The organism is Stenotrophomonas sp. 01N47, from assembly GCF_056399165.1.
The window spans coordinates 565168-585120 of record NZ_JBFTQU010000005.1 but is presented as its reverse complement, the minus strand read 5'-3'; the positions used below and the strand labels follow the sequence as shown (position 1 = coordinate 585120).

17 protein-coding genes and 1 pseudogene are annotated in these 19953 nt (G+C 66.2%); 10 read left to right on the top strand and 8 right to left on the bottom strand.

Annotated features, from left to right (window positions below):
* The first annotated feature begins 124 nt into the window (after window positions 1–124).
* The 3 genes from AC1DKR_RS12585 (at window position 125) to AC1DKR_RS12575 (ending at window position 3478) form a co-directional block, all read left to right on the top strand.
* Complete coding sequence (locus AC1DKR_RS12585; RefSeq protein ID WP_478033110.1) at window positions 125–886, top strand: gamma-glutamyl-gamma-aminobutyrate hydrolase family protein; 762 nt, start codon at window positions 125–127, stop codon at window positions 884–886.
* Complete coding sequence (locus AC1DKR_RS12580) at window positions 883–2277, top strand: glutamine synthetase family protein (RefSeq protein WP_025875326.1); 1395 nt, start codon at window positions 883–885, stop codon at window positions 2275–2277. The genes AC1DKR_RS12585 and AC1DKR_RS12580 overlap by 4 nt, the downstream gene beginning before the upstream one ends.
* A 91-nt stretch (window positions 2278–2368) precedes the next feature.
* A complete protein-coding gene (locus AC1DKR_RS12575) occupies window positions 2369–3478 on the top strand; it encodes a polyamine ABC transporter substrate-binding protein (RefSeq protein WP_033830748.1) in 1110 nt (369 codons plus the stop codon).
* Here the strand turns inward: AC1DKR_RS12575 and AC1DKR_RS12570 are convergent.
* A complete protein-coding gene (locus tag AC1DKR_RS12570; RefSeq protein ID WP_478033107.1) occupies window positions 3475–5127 on the bottom strand; it encodes a flavin-containing monooxygenase in 1653 nt (550 codons plus the stop codon). The genes AC1DKR_RS12575 and AC1DKR_RS12570 overlap by 4 nt on opposite strands.
* Window positions 5128–5191: 64 nt before the next feature.
* Here AC1DKR_RS12570 and AC1DKR_RS12565 point away from each other — a divergent pair, with 64 nt between their 5' ends.
* From AC1DKR_RS12565 to AC1DKR_RS12550, 4 genes and pseudogenes are all read left to right on the top strand, one after another.
* Entirely contained in the window at window positions 5192–6328 is a 1137-nt protein-coding gene (locus AC1DKR_RS12565) for an ABC transporter ATP-binding protein (protein WP_033830749.1), read from the top strand.
* Complete coding sequence (locus AC1DKR_RS12560; RefSeq protein ID WP_478033105.1) at window positions 6325–7257, top strand: ABC transporter permease subunit; 933 nt, start codon at window positions 6325–6327, stop codon at window positions 7255–7257. The genes AC1DKR_RS12565 and AC1DKR_RS12560 overlap by 4 nt, the downstream gene beginning before the upstream one ends.
* Window positions 7254–8096 carry an ABC transporter permease subunit gene (locus AC1DKR_RS12555; protein WP_478033103.1) on the top strand — a complete coding sequence of 281 codons (843 nt, stop codon included), beginning with the start codon at window positions 7254–7256 and terminating at the stop codon, window positions 8094–8096. Before AC1DKR_RS12560 ends, AC1DKR_RS12555 begins: the two co-directional genes overlap by 4 nt.
* A 63-nt stretch (window positions 8097–8159) precedes the next feature.
* Window positions 8160–9515: pseudogene (locus AC1DKR_RS12550) on the top strand (NAD-dependent succinate-semialdehyde dehydrogenase); the annotation flags it as partial.
* Between the two features lie 54 nt (window positions 9516–9569).
* On the opposite strand, the gene AC1DKR_RS12545 reads toward AC1DKR_RS12550, so the two are convergent.
* From AC1DKR_RS12545 to AC1DKR_RS12520, 6 genes are all read right to left on the bottom strand, one after another.
* Entirely contained in the window at window positions 9570–10598 is a 1029-nt protein-coding gene (locus AC1DKR_RS12545; protein WP_051562385.1) for a magnesium and cobalt transport protein CorA, read from the bottom strand.
* A gap of 15 nt (window positions 10599–10613) precedes the next feature.
* Window positions 10614–11855 carry a lipoprotein N-acyltransferase Lnb domain-containing protein gene (locus tag AC1DKR_RS12540; protein ID WP_312109026.1) on the bottom strand — a complete coding sequence of 414 codons (1242 nt, stop codon included), beginning with the start codon at window positions 11853–11855 and terminating at the stop codon, window positions 10614–10616.
* Complete coding sequence (locus tag AC1DKR_RS12535) at window positions 11852–12733, bottom strand: HlyC/CorC family transporter (protein WP_032975685.1); 882 nt, start codon at window positions 12731–12733, stop codon at window positions 11852–11854. Before AC1DKR_RS12535 ends, AC1DKR_RS12540 begins: the two co-directional genes overlap by 4 nt.
* 64 nt (window positions 12734–12797) lie before the next feature.
* Entirely contained in the window at window positions 12798–13346 is a 549-nt protein-coding gene (locus tag AC1DKR_RS12530) for a hypothetical protein (RefSeq protein WP_442243725.1), read from the bottom strand.
* A 117-nt stretch (window positions 13347–13463) separates the two neighbouring features.
* Window positions 13464–13949: an rRNA maturation RNase YbeY gene (gene ybeY / locus AC1DKR_RS12525; protein ID WP_100464485.1), complete on the bottom strand. Its 486-nt coding sequence runs from the start codon at window positions 13947–13949 to the stop codon at window positions 13464–13466.
* Window positions 13946–14932, bottom strand: coding sequence for a PhoH family protein (locus AC1DKR_RS12520; RefSeq protein ID WP_025875300.1), 987 nt, complete (start codon window positions 14930–14932; stop codon window positions 13946–13948). The genes ybeY and AC1DKR_RS12520 overlap by 4 nt, the downstream gene beginning before the upstream one ends.
* A gap of 364 nt (window positions 14933–15296) precedes the next feature.
* On the opposite strand from AC1DKR_RS12520, the gene AC1DKR_RS12515 reads away from it, so the two are divergent.
* The 3 genes from AC1DKR_RS12515 to AC1DKR_RS12505 are packed head-to-tail and all read left to right on the top strand — an operon-like array spanning window position 15297 to window position 18306.
* The gene (locus tag AC1DKR_RS12515) at window positions 15297–16253 is read left to right on the top strand and encodes an HlyD family secretion protein (RefSeq protein WP_394195737.1); all 957 of its coding nucleotides are present in this window, start codon (window positions 15297–15299) and stop codon (window positions 16251–16253) included.
* 20 nt (window positions 16254–16273) lie between these two features.
* Window positions 16274–17197 carry an ABC transporter ATP-binding protein gene (locus tag AC1DKR_RS12510; RefSeq protein WP_442243723.1) on the top strand — a complete coding sequence of 308 codons (924 nt, stop codon included), beginning with the start codon at window positions 16274–16276 and terminating at the stop codon, window positions 17195–17197.
* On the top strand, window positions 17194–18306 hold the full coding sequence (locus tag AC1DKR_RS12505) for an ABC transporter permease (RefSeq protein ID WP_080149299.1): 1113 nt from the start codon (window positions 17194–17196) through the stop codon (window positions 18304–18306). Before AC1DKR_RS12510 ends, AC1DKR_RS12505 begins: the two co-directional genes overlap by 4 nt.
* A gap of 99 nt (window positions 18307–18405) precedes the next feature.
* Here AC1DKR_RS12505 and miaB read toward each other — a convergent pair whose 3' ends face one another.
* Window positions 18406–19824 (bottom strand): tRNA (N6-isopentenyl adenosine(37)-C2)-methylthiotransferase MiaB, encoded by a 1419-nt coding sequence (gene miaB / locus AC1DKR_RS12500; RefSeq protein WP_223494703.1) that lies wholly within the window; start codon window positions 19822–19824, stop codon window positions 18406–18408.
* Window positions 19825–19953 lie beyond the last annotated feature (129 nt).

Sequence of the window (19953 nt, the reverse complement as noted above, 5' to 3'; positions counted from 1 at the left end):
GAGGAGGACGGTCGGGCTTCACACCGATAGTTTGGCCCAAGCCGGGCGCCCGTGGTGTGAGGGCAGCGGCTTGCCGATGCCGATGCCGGGCGCGTACCTTGATGCCACGCCAAGGAGTTTCCCCATGCGCCGCCTGCCCTGGGTGGGCCTGCCCACCGACAGCACCGTGCTCGGCCATCATCGTTTCGCGGTGGCCGGGGAAAAATATGTGCGCGCGTTGGTTGACGCTGCGCAGGCAACACCGCTGGTGCTGCCGAGTCTGCAGCCGCCGCTGCCGGCGCGCGATTGGCTGCAGGGCCTGGATGGCCTGCTGCTGACCGGCGCGGTCAGCAACATCGAGCCGCAGCATTACGAAGGGGGCCGCACCTGGAACGGCAACCGGCATGACCCGGCGCGCGACGCCACTGCGTTCGCGCTGCTGCGCGAGGCACTGGCGATGGATCTACCCGTGCTGGCGATCTGCCGCGGATTCCAGGAATTGAATGTGGCGCTCGGTGGCACGCTGCATCCGCAGGTGCATGCAGTGCCTGGCCTGGCCGACCATCGCGAAGACCCGCAGGCGCCGGTGGAGGTGCAGTATGGTCCGGCCCATGCGATCACCTTGGCCGATAGGGGGTGGCTGGCGCAGTGGTGTGCCGCCGATCGGGTGCAGGTCAACTCAGTGCACGGGCAGGGCATCGCGCAGGTGGCCGAAGGCCTGCAGATCGAGGCCTGGGCCGACGATGGCCTGGTCGAAGCAGCCCGCAGCCCGCGCCATCGATTCGTGCTCGGCGTACAGTGGCACCCGGAGTGGCGTGTCATGCAGACGCCGTTCTATCACGCTATTTTCCGTGCGTTCGGCCAAGCTTGCCGGCAGCACCAACAGAATCGACTGGAATCCCAATGAGTTCCCGAACGCGCCCGCGCAAGACGGCCACGCCCCCGCCCCCGCAGGAAAGCAGCCTGCTGCGCTGGCTGAAGGAGCGGCGCATCACCGAGGTCGAGTGCCTGGTTCCGGACATCACCGGCAATGCGCGGGGCAAGATCATCCCGGCCGACAAGTTTTCGCATGACTACGGTACGCGGCTGCCCGAAGGCATCTTCGCGACCACCGTCACCGGTGAATTTCCGGACGATTACTACGACCTGACCTCGCCGTCGGACTCGGACATGATCCTGCGCCCCGACCCGGACACCGTGCGCATGGTGCCGTGGGCGACCGACCCGACCGCGCAGGTCATCCACGACTGCTACACCAAGAACGGCGAGCCGCATGAGCTGGCGCCGCGCAACGTGCTGCGCCGGGTGCTGGATGCGTACACCGAGCTCGGCCTGCGGCCGGTGGTCGCGCCCGAGCTGGAATTCTTCCTGGTGCAGAAGAACACCGATCCCGATTTCCCGCTGCTGCCCCCCGCTGGCCGCTCCGGTCGCCCGGAAACGGCGCGGCAGTCGTACTCGATCGACGCGGTCAACGAGTTCGATCCGATCCTCGACCTGATGTACGACTACTGCGATGCGATGAAGCTGGACGTGGATACGCTGATCCACGAATCCGGCGCGGCGCAGCTGGAGGTCAACTTCACCCACGCCAATGCGATGGATCTGGCCGACCAGGTGTTCCTGTTCAAGCGCACCATGCGCGAATCGGCGATGCGCCATGGGGTGTATGCCACCTTCCTGGCCAAGCCGATGGAGAACGAGCCGGGCAGTGCGATGCACATCCATCAGAGCCTGCTGCGCATCAGCGATGGCCAGAACGTGTTCACCGGCGAGCACGGTGGTGAGGATTTCAGTCCGCTGTTCGCTCATTACCTGGCCGGCCTGCAGAAATATGTGCCGATGGCCATGGCGTTCTTCGCGCCGAACGTGAATTCCTACCGGCGCCTGGTGTTCGGTGAGGTCTCGCCGAGCAACGTGCACTGGGGCTTCGACAACCGCACCTGCGGCCTGCGGGTGCCGCTGGATACGCCGGAGAACATGCGGGTGGAAAGCCGCTTTGCCGGCTCCGATGCCAACCCTTACCTGGCGATGGCCGCGACCCTGGCCTGCGGGCTGCTCGGCATCCGCGAGCGCCTGGCGCCGGATGCGCCGGTGACCGGCAGCGCCAAGGAGCTGGGCTACGACCTGCCGCGTTCGCTGGGTGAAGCGCTGGATGGGCTGGAGCAGTGCAGTGAGCTGCAGGCGTTGCTCGGCGAGCGCTTCTGCCGCGCCTACACCTCGGTCAAGCGCAAGGAATACGAGACCTTCTTCCGCGTGATCAGTTCGTGGGAGCGCGAGTTCCTGCTGCTGAACGTGTGAAGGCCGCGAATAGAAAAATCCGTCGCCGGGGGGTAGGCTGGCACCCGTCGCCGGCCCGGCCGGCCCCCCTTTCCGCATTCTGGAGCACCCGATGAAGCTGCGTATCCTCACGCTCGGCCTGGCCTCCGCCATGCTTTCCGCCTGTGGCGGCGGCAACGGCGGCGGACAGGACAGCCAGGTCCTGAACGTCTACAACTACAGCGACTACATCGCCGAAGACACCATCCCCAACTTCGAGAAGCAGAGCGGGATCAAGGTCACCTACGATGTGTTCGACAGTGACGAGATGGTCGAGACCAAGCTGCTGGCCGGCAACAGCGGCTACGACGTGGTGGTGCCGACGCTGAACTTCTTCGGCCGGCAGATCCAGGCCGGCGTGTTCCTGCCGCTGGACAAGTCGAAGATCCCGAACCTGGCCAACCTCGACCCGGCGGTGATGAAGCGCATCGCCACACAGGATCCGGGCAACCAGTACGGTGTGCCGTACATGATCGGCACCACCGGCATCGGCTACAACGTGGACATGCTGAAGGAGCGTTTCGGTGGCAGCGCCGACATCGCCAACAGCTGGGACCTGGTGTTCAAGCCGGAAAACATCAGCAAGATGAAGGACTGCGGCGTGACCATCCTGGACACGCCGGCGGACATGATTCCGATCGCGCTGCACTACCTGGGCCTGGATCCGCACAGCGGCGATCCGGCCGACCTGCAGAAGGCGGCGGACCTGCTGAAGTCGATCCGCCCGTACGTGCAGAACTTCCACTCCTCGCAGTACGTGGGCTCGCTGGCCAACGGCGGCACCTGCCTGGTGGTGGGCTGGTCGGGTGACATCATCCAGGCCCGTGATCGTGCAGCCGAGGCCAGCAATGGCGTGCACGTGGCCTATTCGATCCCGAAGGAAGGCGCGCCGCAGTGGTTCGACATGCTGGCCATCCCGAAGGATGCCAAGCATCCGGAAGCGGCCTACGCGTTCATCAACTATCTGCTGGAACCGAAGGTGGCCGCGGCCAACACCAACTTCATCCACTACGGCAACCCGGTGCCGACCGCGACCCCGCTGGTGGACGAGGCGATCCGCACCGACCCGACGATCTACCCGCCGGCCGACGTGGCCGCGAAGATGTTCACCTATTCGATCAACACGCCGGAGACCGACAAGCTCTACACCCGGCTGTGGACCGAGGTGAAGACCGGTCGCTAAGCGTTTCCGGTAGCGCCGGGCCTTGCCCGGCAGCTGCCTTGCCCTGCGCCGGAGCCGGTACTGCCGGCCCGGCCAAGGTGCCGCAGGATGGCGGGCAACAGGTCGCGCGCATCGCGACCGCCGTTGCACAGGAATGATGAGCTCATCCGCTGCAGGTTGTGCATGCCGATGAAGAACAGCCCGGGCTGCGGGGAGACGCCGAACTCGCCGAGCGGATAACCGTGTTCGTCCAGCACGCCATCCACATGCAGCCACGGCCATTCGGCGACGAAGCCAGTGGCGAGGACAACCGAGCGGATGCCGGCAGCGTTCAGATCCAGTTCGCGCGGCGAGGCGTCCGGCTCCCAGTGCAGGTACACCTCTTCTGGAATGTAGCGGGCATCATCGGTGCGCGGTTCGGGCCGCGTGGCGTAGTACCCGCTTGCCAGTGAATCGAGATAGGCGTACTCGGCCCGCGTTGCTTCGACCGCAGTGCGCAGCTGTGGGCGGACATCGGCGAAGCGGGCGATGTCCGCGTCGAAGCCCTGCAGGCGGCCCAGCAGTGTGATGCCCTCGCGATGCATCGACAGCAGGCTGATCGAGCTGCCCAGGCCTGCGCGTCCCTTGCCGGAAATCAGCGGGAACTCTGCGGTCCGGGCCTTGCGCAGCGCGTCCGGCTCCCCGGCGAGCACCCCGGCCGATTCACTCACATGCTGGTGGATGCGTCCGGCCATGTCCCACCAGGTCATCGAATCCTTGCCGCGCAGCCGGCGCGTATGCGAATGGCGCTCGGCCAGCGACCAATACACGTTGCGGCCGCTGGCGCGGAGATCCTGGGCGATCTGCGCGCCGGACTGGCCGCCGCCGATGACCAGCACCGCGCCGTCGGGAAGCTGCCGGGAATTGCGGTAGTTGCTGGAGTGCAGTACCGCCAGCGCCGGCCCGGGCGCAAAGGGGACACGGGGCATCCGGGGACGGCCGTATTCGCCGGTGGCCACGACCACCGCAGCGGCCTGGATCGGCCCGCGGCTGGATTCGATGGCGTAGCCGCCCGCCTTGGGCGTGACACGCAGGACCGCGCAGCCTTCGTGGATCGGCAGTGACCTTTCGCTGGCGTAGTCGCAGAGCCGCTGGATCACTTCCGGTGCGGCCATGAAGCCCTCCGGGTCGTCGCCCGCATAGGCGTGGCCATGCAGGGCCATCGTCGCGTTGGCGGTGTTGGTCTGGAAGGAATCCCAGCGCCGCCGCCAGCTGGCGCCCACGGTTTCCGCCTCCAGTACGCGATGCGCGACGCCGGCCTCCTGCAGGACCGCGCTGAGTGACAGCCCGGCCTGGCCGGCGCCGATGATGGCCACCTCCAGCCGATCAGCTGACGAGGGCTGGGGGGCGGGTGGGGCGAAGACAGAAGTGTCTGCGGATGTCACGCGTGTTCGTCCATGGTCGGCCTCGATCCTGGGGATTGCGACGGGGTAGTGGCGGGCGATCAAGGCTCCCGGTTCTGAAAAGCGTTGCAGATTCGGCGCGGCACCCGCAGGCCAAGGCGGAAACACCAGGCAACGGCCACGCAGGGGGCGCGTGTTGCGCCTGGAGTGCGCCATTTGCGGGCCAAACCCGACACCGGTCCGGTACTCCAGGACGGCCAGCGGCGCCTTCCCGCCCGCCGTCGTCATATCCCCATCGGCCCCCGGCCGGTAGAATGGCGGCCGCTGTCCACCGCCCGCTCCCGGAGCCCCCATGCCCGTTGAAGCCCAGCCGGAAGCCGCCGTCGTCGAAGCGACCGGTGTGCCCGGCTATCTCTCCATTCGTGATCTGCGCAAGGAATTCGATGGCTTCGTCGCCGTCGACGACGTCAACCTGGACGTCCGCAAGGGCGAGATATTCGCGCTGCTCGGTGGCTCTGGCAGCGGCAAGTCGACCCTGCTGCGCTGCCTGGGCGGCTTCGAGACACCCACCAAGGGCAGCATCACCGTCGATGGCCAGCGGATGGATGCGCTGCCGCCGTACCAGCGGCCGGTCAACATGATGTTCCAGTCCTATGCGCTGTTCCCGCACATGACCGTGGAGCAGAACATCGCCTTCGGCCTGAAGCAGGACGGACTCGCCCGCGAGACCATCGCCAAGCGCGTGGGCGAGATGCTCGACCTGGTGCAGATGGGACATCTTGGCAAGCGCAAGCCGCACCAGCTGTCGGGCGGCCAGCAGCAGCGCGTAGCGCTCGCGCGGTCGCTGGCCAAGGGGCCCAAGCTGCTGCTGCTGGACGAACCGATGGGCGCGCTGGACAAGAAGCTGCGCTCGCAGATGCAGCTGGAGCTGGTCAGCATCATCGAGTCGTCGGGCGTGACCTGCGTGATGGTCACCCACGACCAGGAAGAGGCGATGACCATGGCCACCCGCATCGCGGTGATGGACGCCGGCTGGATCCAACAGGTCGGCAAGCCGGACGAGGTCTACGAGCAGCCGGCCAACCGCTTCGTCGCCGAGTTCATCGGCTCGGTCAACCTGTTCGACGGGGTGATCGACGAGGACCTGCCCGAATACGTGACCGTGCGTTCGCCGCTGTTCCCGGCGCCGGTCTACATCGCCCACGGCATCACCTGCTATGAAGGGCAGCCGGTCGCGTTCGCGCTGCGCCCGGAGAAGGTGATGATCGGCAAGGATGAGCCGGAAGGGCACACCAACAAGGCGCAGGGCGTGATCGAGGACATTGCCTACTTCGGCAGCCATTCGGTCTACCACGTGCGCCTGCCCAGCGGCGCCAAGGTGCTGGCCAACTTCGCCAACTCGCAGCGCTGGGCCAGCGATGGCCTGACCTGGGGTGACGAGGTGTGGGTGCACTGGCGCGACAACGACGGCGTGGTGCTGACCTCATGAGCGCCGCCGGCCTGAAGCGCTGGCTGCCGGGGCTGCGTGCCACGGTGATCGGCATTCCGTACCTGTGGCTGCTGCTGTTCTTCGCCGTGCCGTTCCTGATCGTGCTGATGATCAGTTTCTCGCACAGCCGGGTCGGCTCGCCCCCGTACACCTGGCTGCTGCAGTACGTCGATGGCGGGCTCTCGCTCAAGCTCAACCTCGAGAACTACCTGGCGCTGTTCCGTGATTCGATCTATGCGCAGGCGTTCCTGAGCTCGATCAAGATCGCCGCGATCTCGACCTTCCTCACCCTGCTGATCGGCTATCCGATGGCCTATGCCATCGCCCGCCTGTCGCCGGCCGCGCGCAACGTGGCGATGATGCTGGTGGTGCTGCCGTCCTGGACCTCGTTCCTGATCCGCGTCTACGCGTGGAAAGCGATCCTGGACCGCAACGGCCTGCTCGACCAGTTCCTGCAGTACACCAGCCTGCAGTCGCTGATGACCTCGATGGGCCTGCCGAAACTGCAGCTGATCGACACCCCGACCGCGGCCTACATCGGCATCGTGTACTGCTATCTGCCGTTCATGGTGCTGCCGCTGTACGCCAACCTGGTCAAGCATGACCACCGTCTGCTGGAAGCAGCCTACGACCTCGGCGCCAAGCCGTGGCAGGCATTCCTGCGCATCACCCTGCCGCTGTCGAAGGCGGGCATCATCGCCGGCTGCATGCTGGTGATGATTCCGGCGATCGGCGAATTCGTGATCCCGGAAATGCTGGGTGGCTCGGAAACCCTGATGGTCGGTCGCCAGCTGTGGAACGAGTTCTTCAACAACCGCAACTGGCCGGGCGCCTCGGCGATGGCGGCGGCGATGATCCTGTTGCTGCTGGTGCCGATCCTGCTGTTCAACCGATCCCAGCAGCGGTTGCTGGAAGGGAAGCAGGCATGAGCCCGCGTTCTGCCAAGGGCCTGGGCCTGGGCGTGCTGCTGCTCGGCTTCGCTTTCCTGTACCTGCCGATCCTGCTGTTGATGTTCTATTCGTTCAACAGCTCACGGTTGGCCATGGTCTGGGCCGGGTTCTCCACCCGTGCCTACAGCGACCTGTTTGCCGACCGGGCGCTGATGGATGCGATGTGGACCAGCCTGGTGGTCGCGTTCTGGACCGCCTGTACCGCCACAGTGCTCGGCACGCTGGCGGCAATGGTGATGACCCGCTTCAAGCGTTTCCGCGGCAAGCCGTTCTTCGGTGCGCTGGTGACCGCGCCGCTGGTGATGCCGGACGTGATCCTCGGCTTCTCGCTGATGGCGCTGCTGGCCTCGATGGGCGCGATTCCGGGCTTCCCGGCGCGTGGCCTGGCCACCATCTGGATCGCCCACGTCACCTTCACCCTGTGCTTCGTCACCGTGGTGGTGTCCTCGCGCCTGCAGGAGATGGACCTGTCGCTGGAAGAAGCGGCGATGGATCTCGGCGCGAGCCGGCTGACCGTGTTCACCCGCATCACCCTGCCGATCATCGCCCCGGCGCTGGTGGCCGGTTGGCTGCTGGCGTTCACCCTGTCGCTGGATGACGTGGTGGTGGCCAGCTTTGTTGCCACGCCGGGCTCGACCACGCTGCCGATGAAGGTGTTCGCCTCGGTACGCATGGGCATCAGCCCGAAGATCAATGCGCTCGCCACGCTGCTGGTATCGGCAGTGTCCATTGCTGCGTTGATCGGCTGGTACATCAATGCGCGTGCGGAGAAGCGACGCCAGCGCGACCTGCAGCTGGCACGCCAGGACAACGGCTGAGCCGGCAACATCCGGCTCACGGCGGCCGGCGCACAATGGGGGTCTACCTGATGGAGACCCCCCATGACCGTCGAGATCATCAACCCGGCCACCGGCCAGGTGACCTACCGCCATGAGCTGATGGATGCCGCCGCCATCGAGCAGCGCCTGCAGGCCGCAGCCGAGGCGTTCCCACGCTGGGCCGAGCGCTCGCTGCAGGATCGTGGGGCGATCCTCAAGCAGATTGCCGGCCAGCTGCGTGCGCGCCGCGATGACCTGCAGCAGGCCATGACCAGCGAGATGGGCAAGCTGAAGGCCGAGGCCCTGGCCGAAGTGGAGAAGTGCGCGACCACCTGTGAGTTCTATGCCGACCATGCCGCCGACTATCTGAAGCCGCAGCTGATCGATACCGAGGCCCAGCGCAGCTACGTGCGCTATGAACCAATCGGCTGCGTTTTCGCGGTCATGCCGTGGAATTTCCCGATCTGGCAGGTGTTCCGCTTCCTGGCCCCGGCATTCATGGCCGGCAACGTGGCGCTGCTCAAGCATGCCAGCAACGTGCCGCAGTGCGCCGACCTGATCCTGGCGGTGTGCCGCGATGGTGGCCTGCCGGACGGTGTGTTCGACGTGCTGCACATCGACAACGACCAGGCTGCCGACGTACTGCGCGATGCACGGGTGAAGGCAGTCACCCTGACCGGCAGCGAGAGGGCAGGGCGCTCCATCGCGTCCAACGCTGGCAGCCAGTTGAAGAAGTCGGTGATGGAGCTGGGCGGCAGCGACGCCTTCGTGGTGCTCGATGATGCCGACCTGGACAAGGCGGTTGCCGCCGCGGTGAAGTCGCGCTTCGACAACAGTGGCCAGACCTGCATTGCCGCCAAGCGCTTCATTGTGGTTGAAGCGGTGGCCGATGAATTCACCCGGCGCTTCGTCGAAGCTGCAGGCGAGCGTCAGTACGGCGACCCGAACGAGCGCGGCACCACGCTGGCACCGATGGCCCGTGCCGACCTGCGCGACGAACTGCACAAGCAGGTGCAGGCCAGCGTCGCCAAAGGCGCGCGGGTGCTGATCGGCGGCGAACCGATCGCCGGTTCGCATGCGGGCTACCCGGCCAGCGTGCTCGACCAGGTGGGGCCGGGCATGCCGGCCTATGACGAAGAACTGTTCGGGCCGGTCGCTGCGGTCATCCGGGTCAAGGATGAAGCCGAGGCACTGCGCGTGGCCAACGACACCCGCTTCGGCCTCGGCGGCAGCGTGTGGACGCGCGACCCGGTGCGTGGCGAGTCCTTCGCCCAGCGCATGGAATGCGGCGCGGCCTTCGTCAACGCCATCGTCAAGAGCGATGCACGGTTGCCGTTCGGCGGCAGCAAGGAATCAGGTTTCGGCCGTGAACTGGCCGACCACGGCATCCATGAGTTCATGAACATCAAGACCATCTACGACTCGATCCTCTCTGGATGCATCATGAGGTTGCCGGCCAGCGGCCGGCACTACCTACAACCACTTCACCCGCTTGAACAGCCGGTACAGGCCAACGCAGATGCCACCGACAGCGACGATCATCAGCGGGTAGGCCCATGGCTGGTTCAATTCCGGCATGTGGCTAAAATTCATGCCATACCAGCTGGTGATCAGCGTCGGTGCGGCCAGCAGCGCGGCCCAGGCACCCAGCCGCTTCACTGTCTCACCCTGGGCCAGCGTCACCAGTGACAGGTTCACGCTCAGGGCCGTGCCCAGCATCTCGCGCAGCGTGTCGATGACATCGCTGATGCGTACCGCATGGTCGTGCACGTCGCGGATATACAGCTTCACTTCGTCCGGGAACAGCTCGCCCTGGTAGCGGCGCAGCTGTGCCAGTACATCCTGCAGTGGCGCCACCGCCATCCGCATCTTGTTCAACTCGCGCTTGAGCTCGTACAGGCGCACCACCGTGCTGCGTTTGTAGCTGTCGGCGAAGATGTCCTTCTCCAGCAGTTCCAGGGTGTCGCGGAAGCGGTTGGTGATGGGCAGGTAATTGTCGACCACGAAGTCGGCCACGGCGTACAGGCAGTACGACGGGCCCATCTTCAGCAGCTGTGGTTCGCGCTCCACGCGCGCACGCACCGGTGCGTACGAGAGCGAGGCGCCATGGCGAACGGTCACCAGGAACCGTGGGCCGAGGAAGGCGTGGGTCTCGCCGTACTGGATGCGCTCGTCAACCATCTGCGCGGTGGTCACCACCACGAACAACGAGTTGCCGTAGGCCTCCACCTTGGGGCGCTGGTGCGCGTTGCGCGCATCTTCGACGGCCAGGTCGTGCAGGCAGAATTCTTCCTGCAGCTTCAGCAGTACATCTTCGTTCGGATCGTACAGGCCGACCCAGACGAAACCATTGTTGCTGGCGATGACATCGCTGATGGCATCCAGACTGATGTCGTGGCGTTTGCCGTCGTCATCGTAGTGGACGCAGTTGATGACGCAGGTGGGATTGGCTGCGGCGGAGGCGGCAGCAGCAGGGGCGGGCAGTGAGGCGGGCAATGACATGCCCGCCATCGTGCGTCAGTGCTGCGTTTCCGACAAGTGAGGACGGCGCCCCAGCACCCAGGCCAGCGCCGCGTGGACCGGCAGCAGCAGTACGATCCACTGCACGTTGTACTGCGCCTGCAGGCTCAGCCAGTGCAGCACCAGGGCAGCCACGGCCTGCACCGCCACCAGCCACAGGACGATCCTGAACATGCGGCCAGGCACGCGCCGTCGCAGCAGGCTGATCGCCCCCGGCAACAGCAGTACGCACAGCGGCGACAGCAGCAGCAGGTTGCGGTTGGCCCAGGCAGCGTAGTGCGTGCTGAAACCCCACAGGAACACCAGCAGGCCACCGGCGATCGTGCACAGCAGCCACAGCGGCAAGGCCAGGCCGGCCAGCAGGCGCGTACGCCTGCGCAGCGCCAGCACGCCCACCGCAATCACCAGGCCACACAGCAGCCACGGCCACCAGCGGCGCGCGAACTCCTTGGGTTCGGGATCGATGCGGTGCGGCAGCAGTTCCTGCTCGGACTGCACCAGCGGGCGGCCGTCGCTGTTGCGGGCTTGCCGCAGGGCATCGGCCAGGCGCATCGGCACGAAGGCTTCCTGCCAGCGCGACAGCGGCTGGTCGGCAAACGGACCCAGGCCGATATCGAAGCCCAGCCACATCCACGGGGCCGGCGACGCCAGGCGCACCGACTCGCTGCGATAGGTGTTGCCACGCGAACGGCCCGACAGCTGTGAATGCAGCCCGCCGCCCAGTGCCTTGTCCAGCGTGTCGCGCACCATCGTCGCGCAGTTGGCGGTGTAGTAATCGTAGTGGTAGCGCGCGTTTTCCGGCTTGGCCCGTTCGGCCAGGTCGGCGGCCAGCGAGCGCGCCTGGTCAGGCGTGATATCCAGCCACTGCACGCTGGCACCGCGGCCGGTCTCGTCGTAGTACGACAGGTCCTGCTGCAGCGGCAGCGCCACCAGGTAATACATCATGTCGCCACGCACGAAGCGGCCGATGAAATCCTGTTCGGACGGATCGAAGTAGCCGAAGTTGTACGAGATCGCCTCGCCGCTCACTGGGTCCAGCACGACGATGGCATCGTGGCCGAAGCGTTCGAAGAACACGGTGCCGGGCTGCATGGTGACCACACCGACGCGCGGGGCAGGGGCATCGCTGGCCGTCGAAACGGTCGGCGCCGCCGCCTGCGCGAACGCAGCCAGGGGCAGGGCCGTGGCCAGCAGGCACAACGCCAGCCACAGGGTCAGGATCAGGCCACGGTGCTTCAAGCGTCGTCCTGCGCGTCCGGTGCCAGCACCGTTACATGGAATGCCTGGACCCGGCGCGCATCGGCGCGGGCTACGCGGAACATGAAGCGGTCCAGCGCCAGTTCGTCACCGACTTCCGGCAGATGGCCCACCGCTTCGGTTACCAGGCCACCGATGGTGTCGTAGTCCTCATCGGAGAAGGTGGCACCGAAGCGCTCGTTGAAATCGCCGATCGGCGTCAGTGCATCCACCACGTACTGGCCATCAGCCTGGATGGCGATCTGCGCGGAGAAATCCTCGGCCTCGTCATGCTCGTCGTCGATCTCGCCGACGATCTGCTCCAGCACGTCCTCGATGGTGACCAGGCCGGCGACACCGCCGTACTCGTCCACCACGATCGCCATGTGGTTGCGCGACAGGCGGAATTCCTTCAGCAGTACGTTGAGCTTCTTCGCTTCCGGAATCAGCACCGCCGGGCGCAGCAGTTCACGCACGTTGCCCGGACCGTTGTCGGCAACCACGCCACGCAGCAGGTCCTTGGCCAGCAACACGCCAAGGATGTCGTCCTTGTTTTCGCCATGCACCGGGAAGCGCGAATGGCCGGACTCGACCACCTGCTTCATCAGCTCCAGGAAGGGCGCCTCGACCGGCAGCGAGACCATCTGCGAACGCGAGATCATCACGTCGCCCACGGTCAGCTCGGCCACCGAAATGGCACCTTCCATCATCTTCAGGGTATCGGCGGCGATCAACCCTTCTTCCTGCGCGGTGTGCAGGACAGCGACCAGCTCGTCGCGGGTGTGGGGTTCGCCGGAAAAAGCAGACGTCAGGCGTTCAAGCCAGCCGCGCTTCTTTTCACTGTGCTCCACGAAGGAGCTACTACTGTCGTCTTCTGACATCTCTGGAAAAAAGGCACCCGGCAGGCCGGGCGATGACCCAAGTCTAGCAGGATGTGGGGGCCTGTCAGTGACCGTCGGCCGCCGGGGCGGTGGCGGCCGGGCCCTCGTCCTCGGCCGGCAGGTCCAGGCTGTAGGTGCAGCCGGCCAGGGTCCTTCCGGGGTGGCTGGCGACGGTGGATACGCTGAGGATGATCGACTCGATCTGCGCCTCCCCGGTCTTCGGGTCGGTCACATCGCGGCTGACCAGCTCGCGCCCGGCCATGAACTTGCCGTCCTGGTCGTAGCCGATCTCCAGGGCCAGCTGCTTGGCCAACGGCCGCGGGTCGGCCTGGTCGAGTACGGCCATGACGCTGGCGCCGGCCACGGCCACACGCTCGGCCTGCTGGCCGAACACGGTGATCGGGCTGGCCAGCCGGTACTCGCTCATGAACTGGTTGCCCTGCGGCAGCGGCTGCAGGCCGTGGGCCACGGCCTTCAGCGGATCGGCCAGCAGCGGTGCCAGCGCGGCGTGCTCGGCCACGCCCTGGCGGCATTCGATCAGGGCAGGCAGGTCCGGCGCGGCGGAAGCGGTGGAGGCAACGAGCAGCAGGGGCAGGGCAGTACGCAGCAGCACAGGCGAGGTTCCGTGGTAGAGCCGAGCCCATGCTCGGCTGCATTCTGGTCGGTTCTGCGGGGCGCATGGCCCACTGCGCCCGAGCATGGGCTCGATCACGCAGGGGCTGGCCAGGTTTCAGCGCTCGCCCGCGTACGGGTCGTCGATGCCGAGCTCGGCCAGGATTTCGCGCTCCAGCTGTTCCATCGCCTCGGCTTCCTTGTCGTCCTCGTGGTCCCAGCCGAGCAGGTGCAGCACGCCGTGTACGGTCAGGTGCGCGTAGTGGGCGTTGAGCACTTTGCCCTGCTCGTCGGCTTCACGCGCCACCACCGGTGCGCAGATCACCAGGTCGCCCAGCAGCGGGAACTTGACGCCCTTGGGCAGGCCCTCCGGCACGTCGGCCGGGAAGCTCAGCACGTTGGTGGCGTAGTCCTTGCCCCGGTAGTGCCGGTTCAACGACTGGCCTTCCTTGCTGTCGACCACGCGGATGGCCAGGTCGGCCTCGCGGATCCGGCCCTTCAGCGCAGCCGCCACCCACTTGCGGAAGCTGACGGCAGAGGGCAGCCCGGCGCGGGGCAGGGCGTAGCTGACGGCGACATCCAGTCGTACGGGACCACGGGTCATGGAGTCGCTCCAGGTTGGATCTCATGCAGGTCGCGGCGGTCGTAGGCACTGACGATCCGCGCCACCAGCGGGTGGCGGACCACGTCGCGGGCTTCGAAGAAGGTGAAGCTGACGCCCTCCACGTCGCGCAGCACGTCGATCGCATCGCGCAGACCGGACTTCACATGCTTGGGCAGGTCGGTCTGGGTCAGGTCGCCGGTGACCACGGCGGTGGAACCGAAGCCCAGGCGGGTCAGGAACATCTTCATCTGTTCGATGGTGGTGTTCTGCGCTTCGTCCAGGATCACGAACGCATCGTTGAGCGTGCGGCCGCGCATGTAGGCCAGCGGCGCGATCTCGATGACGTTCTTTTCCAGCAGCTTGAGCACCTTTTCCACGCCCAGCATTTCATACAGGGCGTCGTACAGTGGGCGCAGGTACGGGTCGACCTTCTGGCTCAGGTCGCCGGGCAGGAAGCCCAGCTTCTCGCCGGCCTCGACCGCCGGACGCACCAGGATCAGGCGCTGTACGCGCGATTCGTTCAGTGCTTCCACCGCGCTGGCCACGGCCAGGAATGTCTTGCCGGTACCGGCCGGGCCGATGCCGAAGTTGATGTCGTGGCTGACGATCTGGTGCAGGTAGCGGCTCTGGTTGGAACCCCGGCCGCGCACGGTTCCGCGCTTGACCTTGATCGCCACGTCCTGCGCTTCGTAGGAGCGGTCGGCGATCTGTTCGATGTTGGCCGCGTTCAGCCGCAGGTGAATGGCGTGGTTGTCGAAGGTGGTCTCGGCGGCTTCTTCGTACAGCGCCTCGATCAGTTTCTGCGCCTCGGCGCTGGCCTCGGCCGGGCCGCTGATGCGGAACACGAAGCCGCGGTTGGCGATTTCCACGCCAAGCTTCAGTTCGATCTGGCGAAGGTGGCCGTCGAACGGGCCGCACAGGTTGGCCAGCTGCGCGTTGTCTTCCGGCGACAGGGTGAAGTCTCGATGCTCGATGCTTTTCATTGCTTGGGGTGGGGCGGGGTCGCCGTCCACCGCGATGGAGTCAGGGACGACAAGGGTAACGCGCAAGTCGGCATGACGACAGTTCTCCACACCGGGTGTGGACCGGCGCCGAAGAAACCTGTGGATAGACCTTCGCAGGGCTTGTGCCACAAGGAAGATGATGCCGTGGTGAAAATTGTGCCAGTGCCTGCAGGGTTTTCCACATGCGGTGTGGACGGTGTTGCCACGAACCTGTGGATAGGTGGCAGCGAGCCTTGCGGCAGTGGCGTTGGCAGCGGCTGATCAATTATTGGCCAGCGCTGATCTGGATCATTGCGGGTGCACAGGGAGCATGGCACCGTGGCGCCATCGCAGGAGGTGGCGCATGGCCGTGGGCACGTGGGTGCGCAGGATGGGGTTGCTGGGCAGCTGCCTGCTGGCGGGGTGCGGCGAAGCACCACCAGCAGCACTGGGTACGCTTGAATGGGACCGGATCAGCGTGCCCGCACCGGCGGCTGAAGTGATCAGTACCGTTGACGTGCGCGAGGGGCAGGCGGTCAAGGCGGGCGCGCTGCTGATGCGCCTGGACCCTGTCCGTGGCGCAGCCCAGCTCGACGCCGCACAGGCCGAAACGGCCCGCGCGCAGGCACAGCTCGAGGAACTGCAGGTGGGACCGCGTCCGGAGCAGATCGCCCAGGCGCAGGCACAGCTCACCGCGCTGCGCGCGCAGGCGGCGGAAGCCACCGCGTACTACCGCCGGGTGCAACCGCTGGCCCGCCAGCGGCTGGTTGCGGCCGCCGACCTCGACCGGGCGCGAGCGGCCGCCGACAACGCCGTGGCCAGCGTGCGCGCTGCCGAACAGGTGTGGCTGGAGCTGCAGCGCGGCAACCGTCGTGAGGACATCGCCCAGGGCCAGGCTACCTCCAGGGCGACACAGGCACAGGAGGTCGTGCAGGCCGTCAACCTGCAGAAACTGCAGCTGCGCGCGCCACGCGATGGCGTGGTTGATGCGTTGCCCTACAGGCAAGGCGACCAGGCACCGATCGGTGCGCCGTTGGTGGTGATGCTGGTGGGCGAACGGCCGTATGCGCGTGTGTACCTGCCGCAGCCATTGCGCCTGCAGGTGAAAGTAGGGCAGGCGGTGCAGGTGCAGCTGGACGGCGCGAATACCGTATTGAAAGGGCATGTGCGGTCGATCCGCAGTGAACCCTCCTTTACCCCCTATTACGCGTTGACCGGTGATGACGTCTCGCGGCTGAGCTACCTGGCCGAGATCGAGATCGACGACAGTGCCGACATGCAGGCGCTGCCTGCCGGGCTGCCGGTGCAGGTGCGTTTCTGAATCCGGTCGATGGCATCGCCGTGCGCGCGCAGGGCCTGAGCCGCCGTTTCGGCGACCTGCTGGCGGTGGACAACGTCGATCTGCAGGTGCCGCGTGGGCAGGTATACGGCTTCCTCGGCCCCAACGGCTCGGGCAAGTCGACCACCATCCGCATGCTGTGCGGGCTGCTTGAGCCGAGCGCGGGCGAGATCGACGTGCTGGGCCTGGCGATCCCGGCGCAGGCCGAAGCGTTGCGCCGCCGCATCGGCTACATGACCCAGCGCTTTTCGTTGTACGAAGATCTGTCAGTGCGGGAGAACCTGGAATTCCTTGCCGCCATCCAGGATCTGCCACGCGCGCAGGCGCGGCAACGGGTCGATGCGCTGCTGCTGCAGTATCGCCTGCAGGACCGCCAGGTGCAGTTGGCCGGCACCCTCAGTGGTGGGCAGAAGCAGCGGCTGGCGCTGGCCGGTGCGGTGATCCATGCGCCGGAACTGCTGTTCCTGGATGAGCCGACCAGTGCGGTCGATCCCGAGTCGCGTCGCGATTTCTGGGAGGCGCTGTTCGAACTCGCCGATGCCGGCACCACGGTGCTGGTGTCCACCCACTACATGGACGAGGCCGAACGCTGCCACCGGCTGGCGATCCTTGATCGCGGTGCCCTGGTAGCCGATGGCACGCCGGCCGAACTGTGCGCGCAGCTGCAGGGTCGCACCCTGGCCGTCACCACCGCGCAACCCCGGCAGGCCAGCCGCGCGCTGGCGGCGCTGCCGGGCGTGCTCAGCGTGGCGCAGATCGGCACCGAGCTGCGTGTGCTGTGCAGCGAGGGCGCGGCCGATACCGCCGTGCTGGCGCAGGCCCTTGCCACCGCCGATCCGCAGGCCAGCATCGAACCGGTGGCGCCCAACCTGGAAGACGTCTTCGTTTCCGCTACCCGTGGCCGCGGCCGGGAGCCGGCGGCATGAGCCTGCGACGGCTGTGGGCGATCATGCTCAAGGAGCTGCGCCAGCTGCGCCGCGACCGGATCACCCTGGCGATGATCATCGGCATCCCGGTGATGCAGCTGCTGCTGTTCGGCTATGCGATCAACCTCAACCTGCGGCACCTGGATGCCGGCATCGCCGACCAGGCCAACAGTGCGGCTTCTCGCGCGCTGGTGCAGGACATGGTCGCCACCGGTGTGATTGCCCCGCGCGCACAGGCCTATACGCCCGACCAGCTGATGGAGGCGTTGCGACGGGGCCGGATCAGCGTGGGTATCGTGATTCCCGCCGATTTCGAACGACGCCGCTACGAAGGCCGCGAAGCGGTGCAGGTACTGGTCGATGGCAGCGACACGGTGGTGCAGAGTGCGGCGATCCAGTTGGCGCAGGTGCCGCTGGACACGCGGCCGACCAGCAACACGCGGCCGCTACGCGAAGGCAGCATCGCCAGCGGGCCGGTGAGTGTCATCAGCTTCTATAACCCGCAACGACGGTCAGCGGTGAACATCGTGCCCGGCCTGATCGGAGTGATCCTGACCATGACCCTGGTGATGTTCACTGCAGTGGCGGTGGTACGCGAGCGCGAACGCGGCAACATGGAGCTGCTGATCGCCACGCCGGTATCGCGCAGCGAACTGATGGTCGGCAAGGTACTGCCATACGCAGCGATCGGTCTGCTGCAGACCACCCTGGTGCTGCTGCTGGGCACGTGGTTGTTCGAGGTCCCGATCCGCGGCAGCCTGCTGGATGTCTATCTGGCCGCCGTGCTGCTGGTGCTGGCCAACCTGGCGCTGGGCCTGTTGATTTCAACCCGGGCGCGTTCGCAGTTCCAGGCCATGCAGATGACCCTGTTCCTGTTCCTGCCCTCCATCCTGCTGTCGGGCTTCATGTTCCCGTTCGCTGGCATGCCCCGGCCGGTGCAGTGGCTGGCTGAAGTATTGCCGCTGACCCATTTCCTGCGCCTGGTACGCGGCATCATGCTGCGCGGGGCTTCGCTGTGGGAGCTGTGGCCGGACGCGCTGGCGCTGCTGGTGTTCATCGTGGCGATGATGACCCTGGCCATCCTGCGCTTCCGCAAACGCCTGGATTGAAGCACGCCGACCAACGGTCGGCATCCACCCCGGTAGGTGCCGACCGCTGGTCGGCACACCTCAATTCCTCGGTGGGTGCCGACCGTTGGTCGGCACACCCTATTCCGTCACGACGCGCCCGCGCAGCGAGTTGGTCATCGCTTCCGTGATCACCACGTCCACGAACTGGCCGATCAGGCGCGGGTGCGCCGGGAAGTTCACCGAACGCATGTTCTCGGTCTTGCCGGTCAGTTCGTTCGGGTTCTTGCGCGAAGGGCCTTCCACCAGCACGGTCTGTACGCTGCCGACCATCTTTTCGGAGATCTGCGCGGCATGCGCGTTGATTCGTTCCTGCAGCCGCGACAGGCGCGCATGCTTTTCCGCGTCGCTGATCGTGTCTTCCAGGTCTGCAGCCGGCGTGCCCGGGCGACGCGAATAGATGAAGGAGAAGCTGTGGTCGAAGCCGATATCCTCGATCAGCTTCATGGTCTTCTCGAAATCAGCATCCGTCTCGCCGGGGAAACCGACGATGAAGTCCGAACTGATCGAGATGTCCGGGCGCACCGCACGCAGCTTGCGGATCTTCGATTTGAATTCCAGAGCGGTGTAACCGCGTTTCATCGCCGACAGCACGCGGTCGCTGCCAGCCTGCACCGGCAGGTGCAGGAAGTTGGCCAACTGCGGTACATCGCGGAACGCGTCGATCAACGAATCGCTGAACTCCAGCGGGTGCGAGGTGGTGAAGCGGATGCGACCGATGCCGTCGATCTCGGCGATGGTGCGGATCAGCAGGCCCAGGTCGGCGAGCTCGCCATCACCATAGGGGCCACGGTAGGCGTTGACGTTCTGGCCGAGCAGATTGATCTCGCGCACGCCCTGTGCCGCAAGTTGTGCCACTTCCACCACCACGTCTTCGAACGGGCGGCTGACTTCGGTGCCACGCGTGTAGGGCACCACGCAGAACGAACAGTACTTGGAGCAGCCCTCCATGATCGACACGAATGCCGATGCGCCATCAGCACGCGGTTCGGGCATGCGATCGAACTTCTCGATTTCCGGGAAGCTGATGTCCACCTGCGGGCGCTGCTGCTCGCGACGGGCGCGGATCAGTTCCGGCAGGCGATGCAGTGTCTGCGGGCCGAACACCAGGTCGACGAACGGCGCACGCTTGATGATCGCCTCGCCTTCCTGCGACGCCACGCAACCGCCAACGCCGATGATGACCTCGCGGCCCTGGTTCTTCAGGCTCTTCCAGATGCCCAGCTGGCTGAACACCTTCTCCTGCGCCTTTTCGCGGATCGAGCAGGTGTTGACCAGGATGACGTCGGCGTCTTCCGGGCGATCGGTCAGTTCCAGGCCATCGCTGGCGGCGAGCACGTCGGCCATCTTGGCCGAGTCGTACTCGTTCATCTGGCAACCGTGGGTCTTGATGTACAGCTTGCCTTTCACCTGGTCGGGCTTGCGCGGACCAGAGGGCAGGGCAACGAGCGGGGTACCGCCCGGCGTGGCGGGCGGAAAGACGTCTGGCGTCCCGGTCATGGCGCTTAATCCATTCGGGTGGCGGGAAAGGGGGCGATTCTACCCGCATCCCGCCCCGCTCGCCCTGCGCTCGCGCGGCGCCATGGTCCCGCGCCACCCGCATCCCGCCCCGTTTGGTAGCGCCGGGCC